Source organism: Paenibacillus endophyticus (genome assembly GCF_014192395.1).
GTDB classification, from domain to species: Bacteria; Bacillota; Bacilli; order Paenibacillales; family Paenibacillaceae; genus Pristimantibacillus; species Pristimantibacillus endophyticus.
Genome location: NZ_JACHXW010000029.1, coordinates 15,448 through 38,443, shown reverse-complemented (window position 1 = coordinate 38,443; position 22,996 = coordinate 15,448). Strand labels below are relative to the sequence as shown.

The following is a 22,996-nucleotide window of genomic DNA, read 5'->3' as shown; positions in this document are numbered from 1 at the left end:
TATGAAGCTATAGTTACCCGTTAGTTGACTGTTGTGTTGATATTCACTCCCCTAATTTGAATACTCAGATGGGACGGTCGGCGCTGACTCATATCGCAAGGCTCAGGTATAAATTGATTGTTTTTAAGCCGTGATTCGAAATACTCTTTTTTGACAACTTCTATTTCTTTCAGCATTTTGACCATTGTTGTGCCAAAAGCATGACATCCAGGAAGTTCTTCTATGAGACCAAAATAATAACCCGTACGATTGTTGCTCTCAGGTATATATTCGGAAATGAAGTTGTAGCTCCTTGTCATGTAATATGCAATATCTTTACTCACTCATCCACAACCTTTAAAAGTAATTCTGTAACTGAAAAACAACAAATGTACTCTGTTAAATAATTCGTTTAGGGAGTTTCAATATCCTTCCAGTTAATCAAAGTGAACCCCCTGAACAACACATTAATCTACCAGTTAGCACAACGAGGCTGCCGAATTATACCAGCAGTCTCGTCCTGGTGATTATGAAGCTATATTTACCCGTTAAAATAACTAATAGTCAGTGATAGCTAATTAATTTTATATCCAACAAGGAATCCGAGTAGAACAACCCGCGGATCCCGTCCAATGTAGGTACCCATTCCGATGCAGGGTGAACATTCCACCCGCTCAAATTAGTCGATAATGAAACGACAATGACATCCGCGGATTGGCGAACAGCGCCGTTCGCTAGTTTGACCGTAATGGTTGCAGTCCCTGAAGAAACGGCCTGTAATCTCGCGCTTTTATCGTCCGCATCCTGCACATTTACAACGTTCGGATTGCTCGTTTCCCAGATCAACGATTTGTCAAGTGTTGTATAGGGCTGCGCATCTGCATAAACACGCCACTCATCGCCGACTCCGAGTTCCAGCAATCGGCGATCCAGCACTATTCATTGTACGATATTGCCATCTACATCGAACTTCTCCATGTATTTTTCAACGAATATACGTGTAATGATTTCACGACAACCGTTCCACCGGATGCATAAAAGCTCATCCCGCTGCTAGTGGAATCCGGTAGGATGATGTCCGAAAAGACCACTGCCCCGTCGTTGCCAAATAGCTCTAAAGAAGACTCATCCACAAGGATATGCATACGGACGACACCGTTGACGGGTTGCACGACCGCCTCATGCAACGTCGTAAAATTGGTAGCAAAATCCGTTCTGCCGGAAGCGGATCGATCGATAAACATCTTGTTATTGGTACTCCGATAGCCGACGACCGTCTTCTGTCCTCCGCCTTCCCGCAATCGGAATCCGAATTCGGTAGCCGCTCCAGAATTGGGGAGTTGGAGTTCCACGACAATTTCGTATGCCTTTCCATTGACCGTTCCGAGAATATTGCCGGATTGCGGTGTTACCGAAACATTGTTAACTGAAAAATCGGTTCCACGCAATGAACTCAGTTCGCTTATCGGATTCTGCGCAAGGATGACATTCCCGTTCACGGTCTTTAACGACAACTCGCGGGGAATTGTCAATTGCCCTTTCCAACCGTCGGTCGGGAAGCTAAATGGGTAATCCCAATTTGACATCCATCCCAGCGTAATGCGCCGGTTATCTGGCATGTTGTAGAACGACATCGAAGCGTAATTCTCTTTCCCGAAGTCGGTAAGCAACACTTTGCCCGGAAGGTTGTCATTTACGAATTTTCCTTCCGCCGTTACCTGACCAATGAAATATTCCGACGACGAACCTTGCGTATTTGGGTTGCCGCCGGTACTGATCATCAGCACCCATTTTTTATTGTTTGCATTCCCGTCCACCGCAAGTTGGAACAAATCCGGGCACTCCCACACCCCGCCGCGTATATGCTGGCTATATCCGAAATTGTCGGTCCACGTCCAATGAAGCAGATCAGTCGATGTAAAAAAGCGAATGTGATCCCCGCCAGATACCACCATAATCCATCGGTTATTGACGTCGTCACGCACGACTTTCGGATCGCGGAAATCCCAACTGCCGTTTATGCCGCCCGGGTTAGGCACTATGGCATCGTCCCCGTAATATACCCACGTGCGTCCCTTGTCTTTGCTGTACGCAAGCCCGATCTTCTGATTGCCGCCCGGCTTATTCGGATTATATGAAGTATAATAGGCAATCAAACCTTTGCCGCCCGAATCCCCAAACAACCCTGAAGCGTTGGTTAAATCCGCAACCGCGGACCCCGACCAAATATGCCCCAAGTTGTTCCATGTCAACGCAAGTGGCATCTGCTTCCAATGTAAAAGGTCGGTGCTGATGGCATGAGCCCATTGGCCTCCATCCTGATGGAACAGATGATATTCACCTTCAAAATACACCAGTCCGTTCGGATCGCTGACCGCTCCTCGCGCTGGCGAATAATGGTATTGCGGCCGGTACTTTTCAGTATAATAATCGCTGTATGGCGTAAGATACACATTTTGAAAATAGGCAGCCCCATTCGTCACCGTCATTCCAGCGTATCCGCTCAAAAAGTCGGCATCTTGTGCTACGATCTTTTCCACTGAATACCCATCGACATAAACCGTAAGGTTCGAACCTTCCGCCGTAATTTCAATATGGTGTTTATTCCCAGTGGTCAAAGGAATGCTCGATTTCGATTGTATTACCGTTTCGGTGTCCCCGTGTTTTTTGAGTAATGTGACGGTATGATCGCTCGGCCGTAGCCGAAGAATATATCCGTTCTTACCTTCCCTGTCGGAACGGAACATCAACCCTGCGACCGCTTGCGGCGTTGAGGAATCCACCGTCACGTCTCCCACAAACACGAAATCGCTTGCCAAACTGTCGGCGATACAAGTCGCTTCCGCGTTAACAGATCCGACTCCCTTAACACCGTTCGGATTCAGCGTCCACTCGCCTCTTGACATACAACTTTTCAGATTACTAGTTACCCAGCCGCTTAGGTTCGTGTTCACTGGTGGAGTAGTTGGCGTTGGCGTTGGCGTTGGCGTTGGCGTTGTTGAATCCGGTGTCATTATGATGTTCTGGAACAACATCGAGCTGTTCCAAACTTGAACACCTAAGTAACCTCCATTGTAAGCGTTATCATTTATATTGATCACAGGTGTAGCATTGCTCCCCCAGTATACCTGAAGTGTTGATCCAACAGCTTTCACTTTCATATGATAGGTTATGTTGGCCGCAAGCGAAACGCTGTACACGCCCAGCTCCCGATCTCCATTCGCATCCTTCAAGCGAATTCTGCTGCCTCCCGGATCGATCTGAAGCATATAAGAACCCCAGCCGCTGTTGTTGGAACGGAACACCAATGCGCCTTTCCCTTGGAATTGGCGAATGGTCACATCTGCTTCATACGTGAAATTGTTGGCAGTCGTTGTCGATAGCGCAAAGAAATTGCCGCCAGAAGTGACCAGCATCCCGTCTGCACTGCTCGTTGACGTCCCCGTATCCCCCGAAGTTACCCAGCCACTTAGGTTCGTGTTCACGGTTGGAGATGGAGTATTGGGAGTTGTTGATTCTGGCGTCATTATGATGTTCTGGAACAGCATCGAGCTGTTCCAAACTTGAACACCTAAGTAACCTCCGTTGTAAGCGGTATCATTTACATTAATCACGGGGGTAGCATTGTTTCCCCAGTATACCTGGAGCGTTGATCCAACAGCTCTCACTTTCATATGATAGGTTGTGTTGGCCGCAAGCGAAACGCTGTACACGCCCAGCTCCCGATCTCCGTTCCCATCCTTCAAGCGAATCCGACTGCCTACTGGATCGATCTGCAGCATATAAGAGCCCCAGCCGGTGTTGTTGGAACGGAACACCAATGCGCCTACCCCTTGGTATTGGCGAATGGTTACATCCGCTTCATACGTGAAATTGTCAGCGGCCATGGCGGACAACGCAAAGAAATTGCCAGTGGATGTGAGTAACTTCCCGTCTGCATTGTTCATTAACGTCCCTGCATCCCCCGACGTCACCCATCCACTTAGGTTCGTACTCATTCCAGAACCATCGGCTGCTGTTCTTGTAGCGTTACCTGTCCATAAAATCGGTATGGCAAGCATCATCGCGAGTATGAGCTTTACCCCATAAAACATTCGATTCTTCAACATCAGCCATCCACTCCCATTCATTGGATTGTGTAAATGATAATAAATAAACTCAACTTTCACTCCTAGAAATCAGTTTAACCATATCAGTAGCCTGGAGTTGTGCTCTGTTAAATTGTCATCTTGACAATATAGAAAATACCGCTTCGATTGGTAAAGTGAGAGTATCGAGCAATCACTACCATATCGAAGCGGTGTTTCTCTACGATAGAACAAAAGTCAAACCGGCATTTATGTATCTCCATGTGCTCATTCACTTAAATGGTGACGGTTTCAAGAAAAAATTCAGGTTCACTTGCACCTATTTATTTCGCATTGTCTTTACCCTGTTGTTTAACCAGAAAACCTGGTTCCGATTGTTGGAGAGCAGCGAACGTGAGTCCTTCCAAGGTATGGATGCGGTTTATCGATTCCTCAATCAATTTTCGCTGGTCGATTCCAATGCACCGAAAACGACCGCCAAAGCTTCAAGAGCTGGTTCTGCTGGGGGGTCCCTCCTCGTTAGCCTCCCATAATTCCAAAAAGGAATACTCAAACGGATGTTTCGCAACATTAGGCGCATACTTCTCGACGATTTCCTGCATCATGACGGTGCTTCCATTCTCGAGGGTTATCTGCTGTTTATGACAAATTGATCAAAACCCTTCCGCCAACAAGCATTGTGCTGTATGCGAATTGACTTACTCGATTAACTCCCCCATTCTTGATTGCCTTTGTCCCTTACGATATCATCGTATCAAATGAAAGAGGCGATTAAATTCAATATTCTCTGTTTCATACTTTTAAGATATTTATAATCGTCTTGTACGTTACCTCACCTCAGTATTAACCAACCCTATTCTTTTACAATGCTGGACTAATGTTGTAATAGACTGACCCCAATATTGGATCGGCTACAATAAGTTGGACAGATAAATGGAGGGCTAGTAGAATGAGCAAAACAGACAAGGGCGAGTATCTCTGTGCGTTCAAACAAAACATGGCCGGGCAGCTCACAGAGCGCCACGGCCACTATTTTGAAGCTATTTTTTAGGACGCATCCATCAAATTCCTAACGTAATCCAATCCTAAGGTAGGTTCAGCAGAAGGCATAAACTCCAGACCAAAATAGTTTGAATACCCCGCGTTGCGCAATGCTTGAATGACGTTGGCATAATGGATTTCGCCAAATTGTAATTCATTGCGCCCTGGACAACCTGCAGCATGTAAATGACCAATGCTTGGAAGATTACTCAGCATTGAGCTAATTAGATTACCTTCAGAGATCTGTTGATGGTAGATATCAAATAATACTTTCACATAATTACTTCCAACCTGTTCGATAAGCTCAAATGCCTCGCTCGAGCGCGTTAAGAGATACCCGGGATGATCAACTGTCGTGTTGAGAGGTTCCAGAAGGAGTGTAACTCCTGCCTCTTCCGCAATTGGAGCCGCCAGCCGTAACCCTGTCAAAACATTTTCAATTTGGCGCTCACGCGGGATACCACTTAATTCATTTCCAGTTTGTGTTATCAGTGTCCCGCAGCCAAGTCTTTTAGCAACAATTATCGCTTCCTTGAGGCCTTGCAAGTATTCCTTATGAGACTCTTCATCTACTAGATTGCCACCATCTGTACAAAACGTCGAGAGCGAAAGCTCAAGTCGTTTCATTTCGCTTGCCATCAGATTTATGTCTTTATGTCTCCAATTCCAAAATTCGAATGCGTCAAACCCTGATGATTTTACATGTGACAATGCCTCTGACAAATTCATATTCCTAAATACGGAATCGATGCAAACTGAAAATTTCATAAGTTCCCCTTTCGTTATTACGCCCTGTGTCCTGTACTACTTCAATTAATATGGTGCATTAAACTTATCTCTCAAAGCGGAATCCTTTTAAGCCAAATATGCTACCCGGTAAGAAGATAAACGTCACTTTCTTCATACCATCAACCTTTTCTAACTCAAATGCTTACTCTTCATAACCTTCGGTTTTCGTGAACTCTACGATTTGTCTTTTCTCACCATTCTCGTCGCTGAACTGAATGAGAATAGTATTCTTGTCGATAGGTGAACTTCTCCAGACGACCAGCTTCGATGCACCTTCAACGGAAAACTCCATTTGTGAGAATTCAAGCGTAACGTTATTCCCGATGCCCTCAACGCAATGACCAGCCAAAGTAAATGAGTCTCCATAGATATGGTCGCTATGTGCGGCCCAATTTTGCTCGAAAGCCCTGTTCTGGCGCTTAAAAGTGCAGCCTTTAATTTGAAGCTTTTGGTAGAGAACGATGCATATTGATGTAATACCACGAAGGTGCTTAGAGAGACGATAGGTTTCTTCTTGATACGTACTCCACTCGTAAGGCTTTTGATAATAGGTGTCGGCAACTAATACGCTGCCGTCTTCTCCAGGAATTCCTTCCCAAATTTGAAGCTTGTATGCATTACTGGACAAGCCATAACCCGGAATCGTTACCGTGTCGGATCCGAAAGGTCCGAAGTCGATATTCCGGAAGCCAATATGCGTTTCGGTGTCATTAGCAGGCGCTACGCCTTTCTCAAGTGACGGATCAAGGGATTGACTCGAATATTGCGAGAACAGAAGTAAACGGATTGGAAGTGAAAATTAACGCTATTGGTGACGGCGACCTCACTTTCTATTAATTGTTATTGTCCATTATGCGGTACAGAAACAGTAGCCGAAGCCTGGGTTTTGTTACCCGCATGATCAACGGCTTCATAGGTAACGGTATATACCCTACCTGAGCCATTCCCCGATCTTTCGGCGCGCAAGAGAATCTTGTTATCACTTGTCCCAATCTCCGCGCCTTGGATATCTCCTGTCGTATTACCGTCTCCAGAGCCATTATCCGGCTCGTTGCTCGTAACTGAAACTAGCTTCACACTTCCAATGCCAGAGTCGCTGTCTTCTGCTTCCCAAGAGAAAGCAACCTCTTCGAGTTTATGGTTGTTTTTTGTAAGTTTTCGCTTATCCGAAAAAACCTTTAAGGTTGGGGGAATTTTGTCAATATTATTTACGGTAGCCACTACGGTCCCTTCGAGCCCTTTTTGATCAACAAATTCAAAGGTAAAACTTCCATTGTTGGCAAAGGTATAACTGCTCTTGCCATCATTATTCGTTATAGTGACCTGCTTATTCGTTGTGATGGTTGCCACCACATCTTGATTTGTTAAACCAGTTTTACTGTAGCTCACTTCTGCAACAGGTGCCAGCCCATATGAATACAAATCAGTGGGAAGTTCATCCCTTGTAATGACATAATCACTATGATAGACCTTTTGTAAATGCTGAGGATCATTCTGCAATCCATCACGAATCGAGTTTCCTGTCCAAGTCATGAAGTACAGCCAGTCCGCACCAAGGAGTGGTAAAAGATCAGGATCAGGAATAGGTCCGTTCTCTGCTAGAGCAACCAACTTAGTACCGTTCACCAGCGAGACAAGTTGATCGTATTTGTTGACTAGTGGGTTGTAATCACCATTAGGAGCATAATAGTCTGTAGTAACGATATCAACGACGTCGTCGCCAGGATACCATTCTTCACTTTCCGAGTTAAATACCCAGATTAAGTTATTCAGCCCGTGTACATTTTTCATGCGATCATACATGAGGCGGTATAACTCCTTGTATGCCTCAGGACCTTTTGTCCCCCACCAAAACCAACCGCCTTCAGCCTCATGCAATGGTCTCCAAATTACAGGAATATGTGCATCCTGCAGCCGCTTTAATTGATTGGAAATTACATCAATATCTCTAAGAAGCAACTGGTAGTCTTCCGAATCAGGATGTTCAAGTGCGTAAGCAACGTCAAAAGTTGTCGCTCTCGTATAGAATCCACTCCACCATTCATTCCCAGGTTCGTCAAGAAGATCCTTTGGTGCGTTCCAATGCCAATGAATTTGAACGATCCCACCTTGTTGACCCCAATCGAGCGCCTGTTCAATCGTTTGGGAGGACGTCCCATGTTCCACTCGGCTTGGTGAATAATCCATCATATCTAAGCCAAGAAGTGCTGGGTACTTTCCTGTCTGATCATAAATCCAATCCGCATCATGTCTTTCCTGTTGACCAGAGATAATTCCGTTGCCGTACGTGTCCACCAAGTAGTTCATCAATGCCTGTGTTTCTGGTGTAGCGTTCGGATTAGAAAGAATTTTCTCAACTTGATGAGACCCGCCTACTTCAGCAGAAGTTACGATAATATAGTCAATATTGTACCAACCCCAGCCCAAGTTGATTTTTACTGTGTTATCACCGGATTGTAACTGTACTTTGCCTGCTGATACTTCTTGAAAACCTGTCGATTGCGCTAAAGATATTTCACCCGTGCCTTGGCCATTCACAATTAATTCTGTTTTCTTACTTCCAAACGGAGAGTTATAGCCAACAGTGATTTCATACAGTCCTGCATTGGGAGCTTGATAAGTTAGCGTTAAATCTCCCTCACCCTTAAAAGCGGCATATCCTCTACCAGAGTAACCGTTGGTTGTATTGTCAACAGAAACCGTGCCTGTCATTACGCCATCCTCAACCTCGATTTTGTTCCCTACTACAGAAACCTGAGTATTGGCAACCTGATTATTAACAGCGAAAACTGGTATGACAAAAGAAATTAACAAGCAAAGAGACAATAAATGGATTAAGCTGAATTTTAATAGTTTGAGACGTGATTTATTTTTCAAAATAAATTTCCTCCCTGGAATATTGGTTTTAAGATCGAATGAGTAAGCTTAAAAGCCAAAACAGTAAGTGTCTCTCTAAAACAATTAGATAAAACAACAATCTTCTCTGTACTATTTGCCTGAAATCATTTCTCTGCCATACCACCCCCTCTCAGCAACGGATAAAGCTCCCAAATCGGAAGTTCGTCACACGCGACGGTGACGGGGTGATCATAGAGCTTGCGAAACATCATGCGTTCTGTATATCACTCGGATAGCACGTTGTTGCCCACTTCATCCTAAATTGCCACATGTTATGCGTCACGAATTGGCCTGGACAATTTCTGCGTACAATTTCAAGCTGCCATCCCAGCAGATAGCCTACGCTGTCCGAGCAGAACCGCTTGCACTTCAGAAGATAAGAAGGATTTATCGGCTTGCTGGTACCGAGCGGCGTCGTTACCTCGGCCCAGCTGCTGTACTCTCCGCTCCAGACGACCATGCCCCACACGCGGTTTATCTCTTCCAGACTGGAATAACGCTTCTGCAGCCAAGCGTCAAACGCACGATTGCACGTATCGCAATGGCATTCCTGGTAGTGCATCTCGTTATCGATTTGCCAGCCAATGACGGCGGGATGCTTCGCATTGCGCTGTGACACCGCTTCCACAAATTTGGAGCCCAGCATTCTCAAGGAATAGCGGTTGTTGCAGCGGTGTCCTCGCACAACCGGCCGGATGATTTGACATTGCTCATCCATTGGCAGCACATCGGGATAACGGGTTGTCATCCAGTTCGGCGGGTTATTGGTAGGTATAACACGATCTGCATGCCGCGTGCGTCGAATGCTTCTATAGCCGCATCCAACCATTCAAACCGATAATCCCCCTCGGTCGTCTCCATTCGGCTCCAGGCATACTCCGTGATTCGTACAACAGCAACACCGTCTCTTGCATAAGCGCTGCATCCTTCTCACAAAGCTCGGGAGTCCATTGCTCTGGATAGTATTCAATTCCGATCTTAATCGTCATCCTGTGATCTCCTATATTCACCAATATATTGCGATTATATGCTATATTAACTGGAGTGAATATCTTAAATAATTAATACAATATAATAATATTAAGTTAACAGGAGAGTTGGTCGCATACCTCATCCCAATCGCGCTTTCCCGGTAAAGTGGATCGAACTTGACATTGCCACTTCTTTAGTTGAGAACTACTCACTTTACTGCCGCTTCACCTTATAAAACTCATGATATTGCTTCATCAAAGCCGCTTTTCAATTCGCGACAAATAACTCCGCGAGATCCCCGCCATGCTCCAGCCCAAATCGGCCGATCACGACTTCCTTCTCGCGGTCATCGAGTATATCCAAGTTTTTATAGATCTTAGATTTCTCGCATCATGATCCTGTAGATACCGATTCCGTATATCTTATTCGTGAGACCTCGTTCTCGCAGAGCTTGCATACTCATTCCTATCGCTCCTTTGTCAAGTACGACATATATTCCTCTACCTCACAGTTCAAACTTCTCTTTCAATCTTCTAGCCAACTCGTCGTCTGACAAGGGATTGCGATGCGTATTTTCTAAATAAATATATTTCTCCGTTTCCGGCATGAGATAATTTTTATACCAAGCAAAGAAATCCGGACTGTCTCCGTGGACACGCAGCCATCTTCTTAAAGTATCCATATTGTTCACGGTGCTCTGTATATTCGTGAGCCAGTCCGCTCGGTAGAAATTGTGCCAATGTCCGTGTTCAGCTTCTTGCATAGCTTCTAATCCCTGTTGATAGCACCACATTGCTCGCGATGCATGTACGAATGCAGCGGGAAATTCCTTATTCATGTAAGCTTTATAAGAATCACCTAAAGCTGCAAAACCCTCGCAGCCGGATAGATGCAGCTTGACGTGCAGCAGCAGATGATCATTCATTCTTTGCTGCTCCTCGTTCGGAAGCTTAGTTATAAGCTGCTCGATGCGCTTTTTGAGTAACTGCCAGCTAGGTACCGCATCCGCGCATTTGCGGCTAAACCAATCAACCTGCTCCGCAAAACCGACCGCCCCCGTTGCCCAGTTCAGCCTCTGCAACGGTTGTCCTTCTCTCCCTTGAAGCCAATGACCGACGATCTCACGGGCCGGATGATGATAGAGTTCCTCACCCGCACGATCATCTTCATTTGGGCCGTACGAAATGGTCTGCTCAGCGTAATCAAGATGTAACGCGGTAATCTCGTCTTCGCAAGCGGAGTACATACGGTATACAAATTGAAGGAGGTGCTCCTTTGAATCCGCATGACCCTTGCTCCACAGCTCGCGGATAAAGTCCAAGGTATATACGTGCGGTCTAATATTACCGCTGTTCACCAGCAGGTATGAGAATGCTCCCGAATGGAAAGCATCCTCCAGTTCCTGCTGGATAAATGAAGCTGGAGAGGGAAAAAGGGTCAAATGATTTGATGCCTGAAGATCGTGGAACGTTACATGATAGTAAACACCGTGCTTCCCTCCGTCTTCTTTCGAAGGGAGTGAAGGAACTCTCAGATTATGGTTGTTATGACGACGGGAAACCATCTTACCGTACCCATTATCGGCCCATATTCGCATAATATCTTCAGGGATGTCGATATGACCTGCCTTGTATAATTCTGCAATCTCGCCGTATAAAGCTACACAGCAATACGGTTCTTCAACCTTCTGCTTAACCATGTCATACTGCCTACGGACGACTCTGCTGATCATCTCTCCGCGCTTTTCTGGTGTATCGAATGAAGGGTCTTGTATCCAAAAAGGCTGGTCTCCTTGCCCTCGGAAGGAAAGAACCCAAACAATCTTCCGGTCCTTCTGTGCTTCAATTGCTTCCTCCCATAAAGCTTCGAACAACTCCGGATTATCTTGATAGCTAGCCTTCTTGCCGGGATATGCACGCAGAAACATCTCAGCGCCAAGCGGCTCTGCATGATGGTGCGTTACCCATATCCCCATCTCTGACGCAAGTTCAGCATGAATGCCATGTTTAGGCAGATCGGTACCGGGGATCAACATATTGCCGCCGCACCTCAGTAAGGCTTCGAAGACGGGATACCACACTTCTTTGGCTGGGGGATACTCCTCCTTCCATCCAATCAAGCACACTTCATCGTTGACGAACCATCCTCGGAAACGAACAAACGACTCTGGAGAATCGTAATTCTCTTCGGAAATGTGTATTTCGTCCCGCCGCACCGGATATTTGTCCATCCAGAACCAGAACGGATCCACTCCCAAATATCTGCGACTAAATTCTAACAAACCAAATACTAGCCCGAGGTCATCGTGGGCCATAATGTGGAACGTCATAACCCCATCTGCTTCGATAAACTGAAATGAAAATGCCTCTGGATGCTCGGGGCATAACTCCCCTAAGAGAGCATAACGGACTTCCACTTCAACTGGAGCTTCTTCGTCCAGTTGAAGCTTTGGCACCTCTCCAAATACAGATTTAAGATCCCTCCCCACCATTTCCCAAGCATGGCGTACTGGAGAGGTTAACTTCTTAGGCAAGCGATAAGTCGTGTGTCGATCAATAATCATTGTTATCGAATTCCCCTTTCATGTACCTAATAGATGTAACACTGCATCTAGATCTCAACGATTTTCCAGTTTACTGAGCAATAAATGCAAAAGCCAGGCAATTGAGAAAGTCTCATAAACTTTTGAACAGACCAATTTTTATGCAATTATTCTCATCTCGGAATGAAAAAGTTAATTAGAAACGATCTGAGAGGCGGCTTTATCTACCGATTGACTAAATACTCGGATAAATATGACTTTCTCAAAAGCCTGATAACTACATCAATTTCAAGGTTAACTGGCAGTTTTCAAACGAATCGTTCAAACTGCATGTACTCACTTACATCATAAGCATCACATCAATAGAGTAACAATGAGACAACTCCTACTTTGCTTTCATATTTCCGACATCCTTCAAATACCTATAGTCTAAATAATTAGCAGTAGGGCAAGAAGAGGGATTCCTTCCTCGGAATCCCGTCAAACCGTGCATGCGGATTCGAAATGGGGCTGCATGAGAATACGCGCTACCGATGGATTATGGAGCAATCTTCTAAAATCTTGAACGGCTTACACCCGGCGCCTTCCGCCGCAGCTATCAAAAGTCGTAACATATGTTGGGCGAGTAAATGTGATTTGTCGTTGTACTGCCAAGCACACAAAAGCCTGCCCTTCTTGAAAAAGGGCAGGCTTTCGTGAGTTTCGCAAGCCAGACTATCATCGTTCTAAAGCATCTTAGACCTTATAGCTTTGCGCCCCTGCTTTTAAGCAGGTTACCTTTTGGTTATTAAACTGTTGATGTCACTACTCTGGTACTTTATCGCTTATATTCCACCAGGTTACTTTGACAGCAGGTTATAAATGACCTGCGCCATCTCCGCTCTGGTACTGGTGCTCGTCGGTGACAGCCTACCGCCACTGCCACTGATGGTTCCTGTTTCAACCAGCAGCGTCATTGCGTCCTTTGCCCAGGATTCAGCGATATCACCTGCATCGACGAAATCGGATAAGGTTTTGCCAGAGCTTCCCTCGGGTAGACTCCCTATGAGCTTCAGCGCATTGTAGAGCAAGGTAAACATTTCCTGACGGGTAATTTCCTTACCCGGTGCGAACATGTTATTGCCCACGCCGTCGGATATGCCCAACTCCTTGGCTGCTGACAAGTATCCTGTGTACCAGGTGTTGCCTGCGTCCGCAAAGTTATCTGCCCCGTTTACATCAGGAGCGATGCCGTACGCTCTCATCATCATCACAAGGAATTCTGCACGGGTCAGCTTGGCATCAGGGCTGTAATTTCCGTCTCCCGTCCCCTCGGTGATACCTCTCGCTGCGATAAAGCCTATGGCTTGGCTGTACCACGCGTTTGCCGCTACATCATGGAAGTCCACCTTGCTGTAACCTATTGCATAGAGTGAGAAGTGGCTTTTTATGAAGTTCATCATGCCTGTTTCAGGGTCATAGCTGCTATTGTTTACAATTTCTAATTTCCCTTCTGCGTTGATATAGTAGATAACGATTGAATTTGTATGCTCACCGTCTTTAGGCGTATAAGGTACTGCAACGGATACTGTGCCTCCAAATTGAGAGATTGTCTTATCTCCGCTAGTGACGCTGAAATAGAACACCGGTCGCTCTCCCACAGCCTGTTGTGCTTCGGCTGAAAGGGTGGAGACTTCTACCTTTGATGCTGTTATCTTTATGTCTTCCGCCGCTTCACTGTATATGGTGGAGAGGGCAGCTGCATCAAAGTTGATATGGGCAAAAGGAGTAGATACTTTAAGAGAATCCGTTTTACCGTCTGCAACCAACTCCATAGCAATTTTCGGTATGATAAAGTCTACGATTGTGGCATCCGCCTTGGCGTCTACCTTGATTTCTATAGCTATCGCTGTAACGTTTTCATGCTTTTCGACCTCTGCCAATGCCTGACTGATGGCATAGCTTATCTGTTCCTGTGTAACGGCTGCGGTTGCTTTATCGCTGTCGTCAACGGTAGCTGTAAAGGTTGTCGTGGCAGTGGCCGTATTTCCTATAATCGTTATTTCTGTTTTCGTTGTTCCTCCTACAGGCGGAGTGCTTGGTGGAGTAGTTGGCGTACCTTCGCCACCGCCATTTGAGGCTGCGTTTGCGGTCAGCGTCATTGTATAAGTGTCGATGGAATCTACCGTCCCGTCATTGGCTTTGAATACCAGCGCAGTCGTTCCTGTGGAGGTCGGGGTATAGGAGTAATTCGCACTGGCTCCTATGTCTGCGGCTCCGTTCACCGATACCTTGTAGGTCAATGTATCTGCGTTTGCATCTTCAAATATGGCTGCCAAATTAATGGTGTAGGCATGATTCACCGTCGCGCTTTCCGTCGCTGTAGCCGGTACCGCTGCCTTGCGGATCGGTGCTGTGTTCGGCGCTGCTCCCAGCGTAAAGTTTATAATATAGGTTTGCTTTGTCGTACCATCCTCGGCTGTTACCCCCACAATGGCGCTGCCGGGCAGCGTCGCGGCTTGCGTAATGCTGACGGCGGCCTTTGAATCGGAAGCTATGGCGGCGACTATAGCTGGTTGACTACCGCTCTGGGTACCATAAGGCAGTTCCACGCTATAGATGTAAGTACCTTCGATAAAATCGCTCACGGCACTACCGCCCACCGTCAGACCACTTAAGGAAGCATCCGTTCCAGAGATGGGGCTTTGTTCTGCTTCAATCGTTAGCGTTGCATTTCCTACATCGAAGGAGATGCTAAGCGCCACCGTATCACCGTCTGACAGATTCAATCCCAATAAAAAATCTTCTGTAATAGTCAGTATATTTCCGACTACGGTAAAGTCATTAGGCGATTCCAGATCATCTGTACCAATGACTACCCCGGTGACAATAGTTGCATCATTCCAGGTAATCGACGTAACGATATCAGTTGGATTATCCAGATAAAAGTCTCTCGTTACAGGGCCGATGGTCGCGCTCTCTAGAGTTGCTGTAGAGCTAATGACAATGCTTAATGCCTGTGTAACGTTGCCCGCTGTGTTTGTCGCCTTCACTGTGAAGTTAAAGGTTCCAAGCACTGTCGGCTTGCCGGAAATCGTGTTGCCCGATAAGCTTAGGCCGTCCGGCAGGTTGCCGTTGTCTATGCTCCATGTAATGGGCGTATTTCCGGTTGCCGCAAGTGTCTGACTGTAGTCCGTACCAACCGTGCCGCCGATTAGATAGAGTGTTGTGATCGTAGGGACTACTGGTGCGTCCTCATACGACGCTGTTACTTCCAAGGCGTTTTCTGGCATCGTGAATGTGGTGCTTGAAGCCTGTGCATCCGCCAAGATAACGCCGTCGCCTTCTACCGTCCATACCTTAAACTGCTTGCCTTGAGGAGGGGCATCCGCTGCGATAGTCACGGTAACACCTGCCTCATAGCTGCCGTCACCGGAGCCGCCATTTACAGTTACGGTATTGATAATTCTGACAGCCAAAGCATCAATTGCGTTTTCTAACACAGTGACGGCGTCGTTAATTTCGGTTTGTGTAGCTTCCGCGTTTGTCAATACTGTTTTTGCATTTTCCAGCGCAGAATGCATGGTCTGCCACGTAGCCGTGGTATAGTCATGTTGTCTCAGATCCGAAGCTTCATTAATTAAAGCAGCAAGCGCCGACCTATCTATCGTTTCGCCCGTTCCCTCAATCTCAAAAGTTCCAATAGCTCTGAAATAGGTCATTGCGGTCCATTGAGATCCAGTTGCCTTTAAGTTGTTTACCCTTATATACTGCCCTTTCGTATTGGCAGGCGCGGTATATGACGCCGGATTTGTTGGACCTCCATCTGCTGCTAATTCACCTAGGGTGTCATGTAAAGTAGTCCATGGACCTGAGCTATCTGACGCTGCCTGTAGGACGAATCGGCTCGGCTGCCCCCAGAAGGCTATATCGATCTGCTCGATAATAGCTTCCGCACCAAGATCCACCATCCACCATGACTCGTTGCTATTGCCTGTTGTCCAAACGAGATTAGTTGTTCCATTTCTTGCGTTAAGCAATGGGTTAGTAGGCGTATTAACACCATGAGTCCCACCAGCCGATACGCTTCCTGCATAAGAATCAAAGTAAGAGGAAATATCTCCATTATTGAGAGCATTCACAGTAACGGTTATGCTGTCGGTAATCATTCCCTTAATATCTTTGGCATAGATCGTTGCTGAGCCTGGTCCTACGGCTTTAATTACACCGGTATACTCATCAACCGTGGCAACGGCTTTGTTTCCGGATGACCAGACCACCCTGTCGTTAGTAGCAAATGCGGGTGTTACGACCGCGCTGGCGTTTCTAGTCATGCCAACCGCAAACGGGAGGGCAATGGAGTTAATCTTAATCGCTTCAACTTCAATGACATCAAGCAACTGCAGAGCATTAACTGCTGCGTATAATTTCTGTACATCCATGTGAATGATGTTTTGGTATAGATAATCCCATTCTTCGGTTATTGCCTCGACTAAATGTTCCTGGGCTTGTTCCACCGTAGTCTTGTACGCCAAAAGGGTGTCCTGCTTATAATACTTGTCTTCATATGTTTTGGCCTCCTCCGCATTTTGTATAGCGGTTATGAGCGCGGAGGTGTCGAGTAGTTTGGAGCCAGAAACATTGAATGTTACATCAAACACCTGATCCGTCTCATAATAGAAATTAGCCGTTACTGTAATCTTGGCTTCACCCATTTCTAGGAAGCGGATATTGGCTCCACCGTTCGACTCGGGTGTTATGCTGACTAAATCAGGAGTCGAGGTCGTCCAGTTTGCCGAGGCTATCGGCCTGTCGGTACCAGCGACACCAACTCTGGGCGTTAATAATAATTCGTTTCCGGTTTCCACGTCAAAAGTACCGTCTTCGTAAGGTTTACCCTGCGTGTCCGTTAACTTAAACCATTCATAGGATATATCTGTGGGATTGACTATTTTGACTGTAGCGGTAGCGAAAATGGTCGAGTCTTCCGTTGACCTTGCCGATATGACAGCTTCACCAGACACAATATTGCCTACGGTGTCTACCATGTTTGTCGGTTTAACAAGTCCGTCCGTCACAGTTACTAGACTTGGGTTACTTGAACTCCATGTGATACCTTGGCTGACTTCGGCTGGTGCAACACTCGCCTCAAGCTGGTATTCAGAGGATATTGTACCCTCGATAGGCACAAGATTTACCGTTTTAGTATTCAAAAGCACCTGATCGGGCACTGGCGCCGCCGCATATACGTTAAAGTTATCGATCGACGCATTCCAAACTACGTTGCCACTGCTGCGAGTTGCGTAAAGTAGTAGATTGTTAAGCGTACCGGTATGATCAGTTCCTAATGATATTCCAGTATGGGACGTCGTGATCGACGGATCATCTTTTCTTGTAATGGTAAAGTCAACTGTATTCGTCTTCATGTTCAGTTCGATATGAAGATTATTCCAAACATTGAATGAATTGAAATTAGTTCCGACAGGTTTGGCATTGGCGAGAGTTAAGGGGTCTGAAGAGGTAGTCAGCCCATTATACCGTAATGGTTTTCCACCCGCACTGTAATTAAGCACCCCGTTCCTTGCTTCCATGCCGAATAAAATATTTTTATTGTTGTCCAGAAGCGCAAAATACGCTCCGTTTGTACTACCTGTAGGATTAGCTGCATTGTAATCAAAATCAACTACAACCTTGTCATTTTTGACAGCGGGAGAAAATGTCTTTAACGAACCTCTGTCGCCGCCGGCATTTACAGAGTAGCTCAAATAATGGTCATCGGTGTTTGATACACTTTCTTTTACTGATCCACCCATAGCCCCGGTAGCGCCGGTTATAACACTACTTGCATTTGTAATGGCCGGTCCATTATCTCCCCATGTGTTATCAACGGCTCTATTATTGAAATTCTCACTGATCGTCGGCACGTATATCGGCACGTTTACGGTGTGGCCGCCTTCCACTGAGGTCGCGGTTATCATTGCGAAGCCAGGCTTATGCGCTGTGAGCATACCATCCAAAGCCACTGAGACAACATCCGGATTGCTTGATGTCCATATTACGTCGGTATTGGTGGCATCATCAGGTGCAGAGGTCACCCTCAAAAGATAGGTGGGTTTATTTTCATCCACCTTGGGATTATAGCTGCTATCAGAATATGTTGAGAAATAGTTTGATTTGAAGTAGTACCCGCTTCTGAGCTCCTCCCCAACGCCTATACCCGTGAGGGGTATAGCATGCGCTTGGACCTTAACGAGAGATGAAGCGGTAAGCTCGCTGCCGTCTTGGGTCGTTGCCGTAATATTGGCCGTTCCTAACCCTAGAGCTGACACCAATCCGGTATTTTCGTCCACCGTTGCTACAGCAGTATTGTCTGATACCCATTTCACTGATTTATTGTAAGCGTTAACAGGCTGAATGATTGTATTCAAGGTCCTGCTGGAGTTTATCTGCATAGTCATTGTTGTCTTGTCGAGATCTATATACTCAACCTTTTGGGGTACAACTTCGACTGTGCTCTCATCATACAAATCAGTTCCGATGTCGTCAGATGTCGCTCGAATGATAGCTGACCCGAGTCCCACGCCTTTTACAACGCCTTTGTCGCTTACGGTCGCTACCGCTTCGTCAGAGGAACTCCAATGGATCTTATATAACGAGGCGTTCGCAGGTTCAATGGCTGCCGACAGCTGCACCGTCCGTCCGATACCTAGTTCATTATCCTTGGGGCTTACGTTTACCTTTGTAACAGCAATATGATTGGATACTACCTCAAAGCTAAGCATCTCTTCACCGGCGGAGTTGCGCGCCGTAATCGTCGTCGTACCGCCCTTTTTGGCATTCAGCTGCACAAATGGAGTGCCTCCGTTGTTGGTGCCAGTCGCTGTGGTCAGATGGAACATCTCCCCTGGAGGAGTCTGCCATGTCTCACCGAAGAACGAAGCTACTTCAGGATCGCTGGATTTATACCAGACGACCTTATCGGTTACGGATGACGCCAGCGATGGAGTAAGTCTAATTTTATCAAATACATTGACGTTTATAGTCGTGCCGTCTGCTATCGCAGAAGCAGAACCGCTATTAATTGAATAATTGAGTGTCAAATCACCTTCTACATTCGTGTCCGCCAACGTGTTGGGATTGACTGTGACGCTGATGGTAGTAGAAACGTTCCCTACTTTTGCCGTGATAGTGGCGCTTCCAGGCGATACACCCGTAACGAAACCTTTGCTGTTCACTGTGACAACGCCTGAGGCACTAGAAGTCCAGAGAATTTCACTATCCGTTAGAACCTCATTCATAGGCGTAATCGTCGGGAGCAGTTTCTCAGACTGACCGACCCTTATCGTCGTGCTGCTCTTTGTCAGAGTAATTCCGGTCGGATCCGTTTGTGCTACGGTATACGTACCATATCCCTGCAAAGGAGTCTGCATCGTATCCGCCTTATCTTTGGGCCATCCGCGCGCCATGAACGCGTACATACTGTCCATCATGTCGCCCGCTTTACCTGGTTTGACGCTTCCCATTTCCCGGATGCTCGTGTCGCCGTTGTTGAAAAGGGTGCGGGCTGTTTCGGCTGGCGGACCGTATTCGAACCAGTTCGCGCCTACAGTGGGAATCCACTCTGCCGGCCAGCAATAGAACCCACGCATCTGCCCATAGGGATTAGGAACATCCGATGCGCTCTGTATAAAATCTAAAAGCCAGTTGTATTGCCCGTTATGACCGTTCGGGGAGTTTCTGTCGTAATGATTGGTAATCCCCATAGTGGAAGCGCTGCCGTTTAGCGCATAGCTTGTAAATGCGTGAGCGGTCTCGGCGACGATTTGGTCATTGTATCGTAAAGTGTTGTTGCCGTTCATGGCTCGGTTGATCGACATCGTGTCACTTGTGGGGTGACCGCCATATGAAGTACCCGCTTGCGCTGTTACATTCACACCATTGTTAATTATACTTGTGAACCAAGAAGTGTAGTTGCTTACACCATATCCATTGTTTGAGTGGACAGATGCCGGCAAGCCTGGATATGCCGCCTGCGCCGCTTCAATGGAGGCGTTTACAAGTTGTACATGTCCATTGGAACTGGCGCCACTGCCTATAGGCCGGAGTATGCCGCTGTTCTGCTCGTTTCCGTGTTTGACGCCGATCACATCGACATTCCTGTCCTTTAATTCCTTCATGAAGTCGTAGACGTAATTGTAAACTGCCGATTTCAGCAATTCAAGAGGAGCCGTCGTCATGACGCCATCATAGCTGGTTTCAATCCATGAAACAGGAGTATTCGCCTGCGCCTGGGACATCCAGGTATCGTTGTAATGGAGGCCGGGCATAAAACTCATACCGAGTGCCGTGGCGCGCTCGCCAATGTTAGCCGTTCTTATCTTGTCAAAGGCACCGGGTACCATTGTTAACGGATACGGATTGCCCTCTTCGTCATTCGAGCCAACCCATCTCTGCACATATTTGCCGCCCGATTCCTCATACACGAGAGCTCCGGCTTCTACAAATACCATATTGGCAATAGAGTTTACCCCGTGATTCGACATAATGCGGAGCATATCCTGCTGAACACCGTTAGCGAAGTATTTTCCATTATTATCCTCAATTAAAGGCAAAAACGATGCTTCTGCGCCCCTGATATAATGGCTGTTGACACGGAAAAGGTTAAAGTTGTCCACGTGCGAATTGTTCGCCCCGTTGCCAGTCCAATCGTCAGCTAAAAAACCACCAGATTCATGCGTGTCGGTTGTATACAGCGTGACGGAATCTTTATACGCCTGATCGTATATCGTGTTAGCGTAAATCGTCACACGGGTATCGTTCGGACCTGTTTTGAAAGAAACGGAAATCAGGGAATAGCCTTCTGTTGAGGAAGGGGCTTGTCTAAGAACCGTGACGCCATTTTTCACACCCAGATTAACGCGATTTCCTGTGACAAGTCTCACTACATTAAGACCTTCACCCAAATGAACTTTAACCAGATCCTGCCTGAATGCGTCGGCCACATCGACCTTTGCTCTCATGGTTAATATGTAACTGCTGTTGGGTTGTACTTCGACTGTCTGGCTGATTTCAGCTCCTGTACCGAGCTTTACAGCACCTGCTCCTGCGTCCGCATCATTGGATACTGACACATCACCGCTTGTAGTCCAGTCCGATAAGCTACTCTCAAAATCCCAGTTTTGAATCGTATTCTCATCATTTGAATCAAGGGTAATTTCAATTTTATCCACAACTAGAGTATGGCCTGACGGGGTGGAAACCGTTATGGTCATTTGGCCATTATAAACGAGAACAGTCCTTAGTCCTATATCAGTAAATGTGTTGCTGTTTGTATAACTTGATATCTTCGATACGGTTTCAGGTCCGCCGGTATTGCTGACTACCATCCTTGTAGCGGCGTTGCCGTTGGTACTCCCCGTGCCTTTGGCCCATATAGAAACGGTATACGAGCCTTGAGGTATGCCTTTGATAGTTTGCGAAATGGATGAATCCGCGGCTAAGGAAGCGGCCCCGCTTCCTCCTTGACCACCGCTGGCCAAATGAGTCACATTACCGGTTGTGGTCCATCCGGCAAGACTGGAGAAATCAAGGTTTGTACCGCCATTCATTTCCATGGGAGATCCGGATTGTGATGCCGCCTGCGCGGGGATCAATGGCATTTGGTAAAAGATACTCAACAATGCCAGGACAAATGCGAGAAAACGCAAGACTAGTTTTTTTGATAATCTTTTAGAATTCACTTTTTTCCTCCTCCTATCATCTAATTAAAATTAACTCAATTCTGATCGTAACTTCTTTGCGGAATATTTCGTGCGAGTTGATTCGTTTTCGATTGTGTTTGCAGTGATTCCCTGTTCCCAATCGTCTAATCTCTCTACTCAACAACCGTCACTCCCCCTCTAAGTTTGTTGTTTGTACTTATTAAGGATAACGCTTTTAAGAATGCGCTTACAATTTCAAAATGTCGACATTTCTTTCACTTTTCCGTTCTGTTATTACGATTCGTACCGTCTGGTCATTTCCGATGAAAACTGACCAAAAGCAATGTCAGTAATACCCGGAAAACCAGGCAAAAGCTTCGTTTACCAAAGAGTTGCTACCCAATGACTTCACCAACATAAACAACGGCTTTTTCTCCAAGGCTTGTCGCTTTAGTCTTCAATTCGAACAAAAGCGATTATCCCAGAAGGAATAATCGCCTTTGTTAGTTTGTAGATTTCCAATTCGGCAAATTGCATCATATATTCCGTTCCGGTTTCGAGTCTAAGATTTGTCCCCTCTACTTTTACATAACGCGCGTTTACCGGGGATATGTTAAAGCTTTGGACTCCACCAGAAGTTGGTTTTGGGTAATTGGTCTGGGTTGCAACCGTTGACCAGGTTGTGCCGCTTGTAGATACTTGGATTGTAAAGTTTATTGGGAAAAAGCTCCCCCATTGTCCGCTATCGTTTCGAGGATACAGATCGACTTTACTAACAATATTGGCTGACCCCAAATCGATCGTGACGGATTCCGTATGATTCGATGTTACGCCTAGACTACTGGACCAACCGCGCGTGCGGTACTGGATGAACTGTTTCAGGTCTCTCCTCTGTTTATACGTCCTCCAATGGACACTCCGAGTATTTTGTCATCGCTTGAGAAGCCATTGGCTATTTCAATCGCTGCATTATACATTTTTTTCTTCCAATGCAACTGATTCACCAC

Annotated in this window: 11 protein-coding genes, 2 pseudogenes and 1 riboswitch; all 13 genes and pseudogenes read right to left on the bottom strand. The window is 46.3% G+C overall.

Annotation, left to right across the window (positions count from 1 at the left end):
- Positions 1-20: 20 nt before the first annotated feature.
- The 13 genes and pseudogenes from FHS16_RS28945 to FHS16_RS32340 all read right to left on the bottom strand — a co-directional run bounded on the left by FHS16_RS28945 (position 21) and on the right by FHS16_RS32340 (position 22,996).
- Positions 21-323 (bottom strand): type II toxin-antitoxin system HicB family antitoxin, encoded by a 303-nt coding sequence (locus tag FHS16_RS28945; RefSeq protein ID WP_183570817.1) that lies wholly within the window; start codon positions 321-323, stop codon positions 21-23.
- A 220-nt stretch (positions 324-543) separates the two neighbouring features.
- A complete protein-coding gene (locus FHS16_RS28940) occupies positions 544-900 on the bottom strand; it encodes an Ig-like domain-containing protein (RefSeq protein ID WP_183570816.1) in 357 nt (118 codons plus the stop codon).
- 38 nt (positions 901-938) lie between these two features.
- On the bottom strand, positions 939-4,088 hold the full coding sequence (locus FHS16_RS28935) for a glycoside hydrolase family 32 protein (protein WP_183570814.1): 3,150 nt from the start codon (positions 4,086-4,088) through the stop codon (positions 939-941).
- Positions 4,089-5,114: 1,026 nt separating this feature from the next.
- Positions 5,115-5,876: a hydroxypyruvate isomerase family protein gene (locus FHS16_RS28930; protein WP_183570812.1), complete on the bottom strand. Its 762-nt coding sequence runs from the start codon at positions 5,874-5,876 to the stop codon at positions 5,115-5,117.
- A 163-nt stretch (positions 5,877-6,039) separates the two neighbouring features.
- Entirely contained in the window at positions 6,040-6,525 is a 486-nt protein-coding gene (locus tag FHS16_RS28925; RefSeq protein ID WP_183570810.1) for a hypothetical protein, read from the bottom strand.
- Between the two features lie 212 nt (positions 6,526-6,737).
- Positions 6,738-8,774 (bottom strand): glycosyl hydrolase, encoded by a 2,037-nt coding sequence (locus FHS16_RS28920; protein WP_183570808.1) that lies wholly within the window; start codon positions 8,772-8,774, stop codon positions 6,738-6,740.
- Between the two features lie 229 nt (positions 8,775-9,003).
- Positions 9,004-9,656, bottom strand: a pseudogene (locus tag FHS16_RS28915) (beta-galactosidase).
- Entirely contained in the window at positions 9,605-9,784 is a 180-nt protein-coding gene (locus FHS16_RS28910; RefSeq protein ID WP_183570804.1) for a hypothetical protein, read from the bottom strand. Before FHS16_RS28910 ends, FHS16_RS28915 begins: the two are co-directional and overlap by 52 nt.
- A gap of 196 nt (positions 9,785-9,980) precedes the next feature.
- Positions 9,981-10,154, bottom strand: a pseudogene (locus tag FHS16_RS32785) (RNA polymerase subunit sigma-70); the annotation flags it as partial.
- 118 nt (positions 10,155-10,272) lie between these two features.
- The gene (locus FHS16_RS28905; protein ID WP_183570802.1) at positions 10,273-12,330 is read right to left on the bottom strand and encodes a glycosyl hydrolase 115 family protein; all 2,058 of its coding nucleotides are present in this window, start codon (positions 12,328-12,330) and stop codon (positions 10,273-10,275) included.
- A gap of 680 nt (positions 12,331-13,010) precedes the next feature.
- A riboswitch (cyclic di-GMP riboswitch) is annotated at positions 13,011-13,097 on the bottom strand.
- A gap of 51 nt (positions 13,098-13,148) precedes the next feature.
- Positions 13,149-22,028, bottom strand: coding sequence for an Ig-like domain-containing protein (locus FHS16_RS28900; RefSeq protein ID WP_183570801.1), 8,880 nt, complete (start codon positions 22,026-22,028; stop codon positions 13,149-13,151).
- A 411-nt stretch (positions 22,029-22,439) separates the two neighbouring features.
- Positions 22,440-22,859: a discoidin domain-containing protein gene (locus FHS16_RS32780; protein ID WP_376769717.1), complete on the bottom strand. Its 420-nt coding sequence runs from the start codon at positions 22,857-22,859 to the stop codon at positions 22,440-22,442.
- An 8-nt stretch (positions 22,860-22,867) separates the two neighbouring features.
- Positions 22,868-22,996: a hypothetical protein gene (locus tag FHS16_RS32340; RefSeq protein WP_281379227.1), complete on the bottom strand. Its 129-nt coding sequence runs from the start codon at positions 22,994-22,996 to the stop codon at positions 22,868-22,870.

Excerpts from the sequence above, each read along its gene's own strand:
- FHS16_RS28935 (WP_183570814.1), bottom strand. The coding sequence starts at position 4,088 with ATGTTGAAGAATCGAATGTTTTATGGGGTAAAGCTCATACTCGCGATG.
- FHS16_RS28930 (WP_183570812.1), bottom strand. The coding sequence starts at position 5,876 with ATGAAATTTTCAGTTTGCATCGATTCCGTATTTAGGAATATGAATTTG.
- FHS16_RS28910 (WP_183570804.1), bottom strand. The coding sequence starts at position 9,784 with ATGACGATTAAGATCGGAATTGAATACTATCCAGAGCAATGGACTCCC.
- FHS16_RS28905 (WP_183570802.1), bottom strand. The coding sequence starts at position 12,330 with ATGATTATTGATCGACACACGACTTATCGCTTGCCTAAGAAGTTAACC.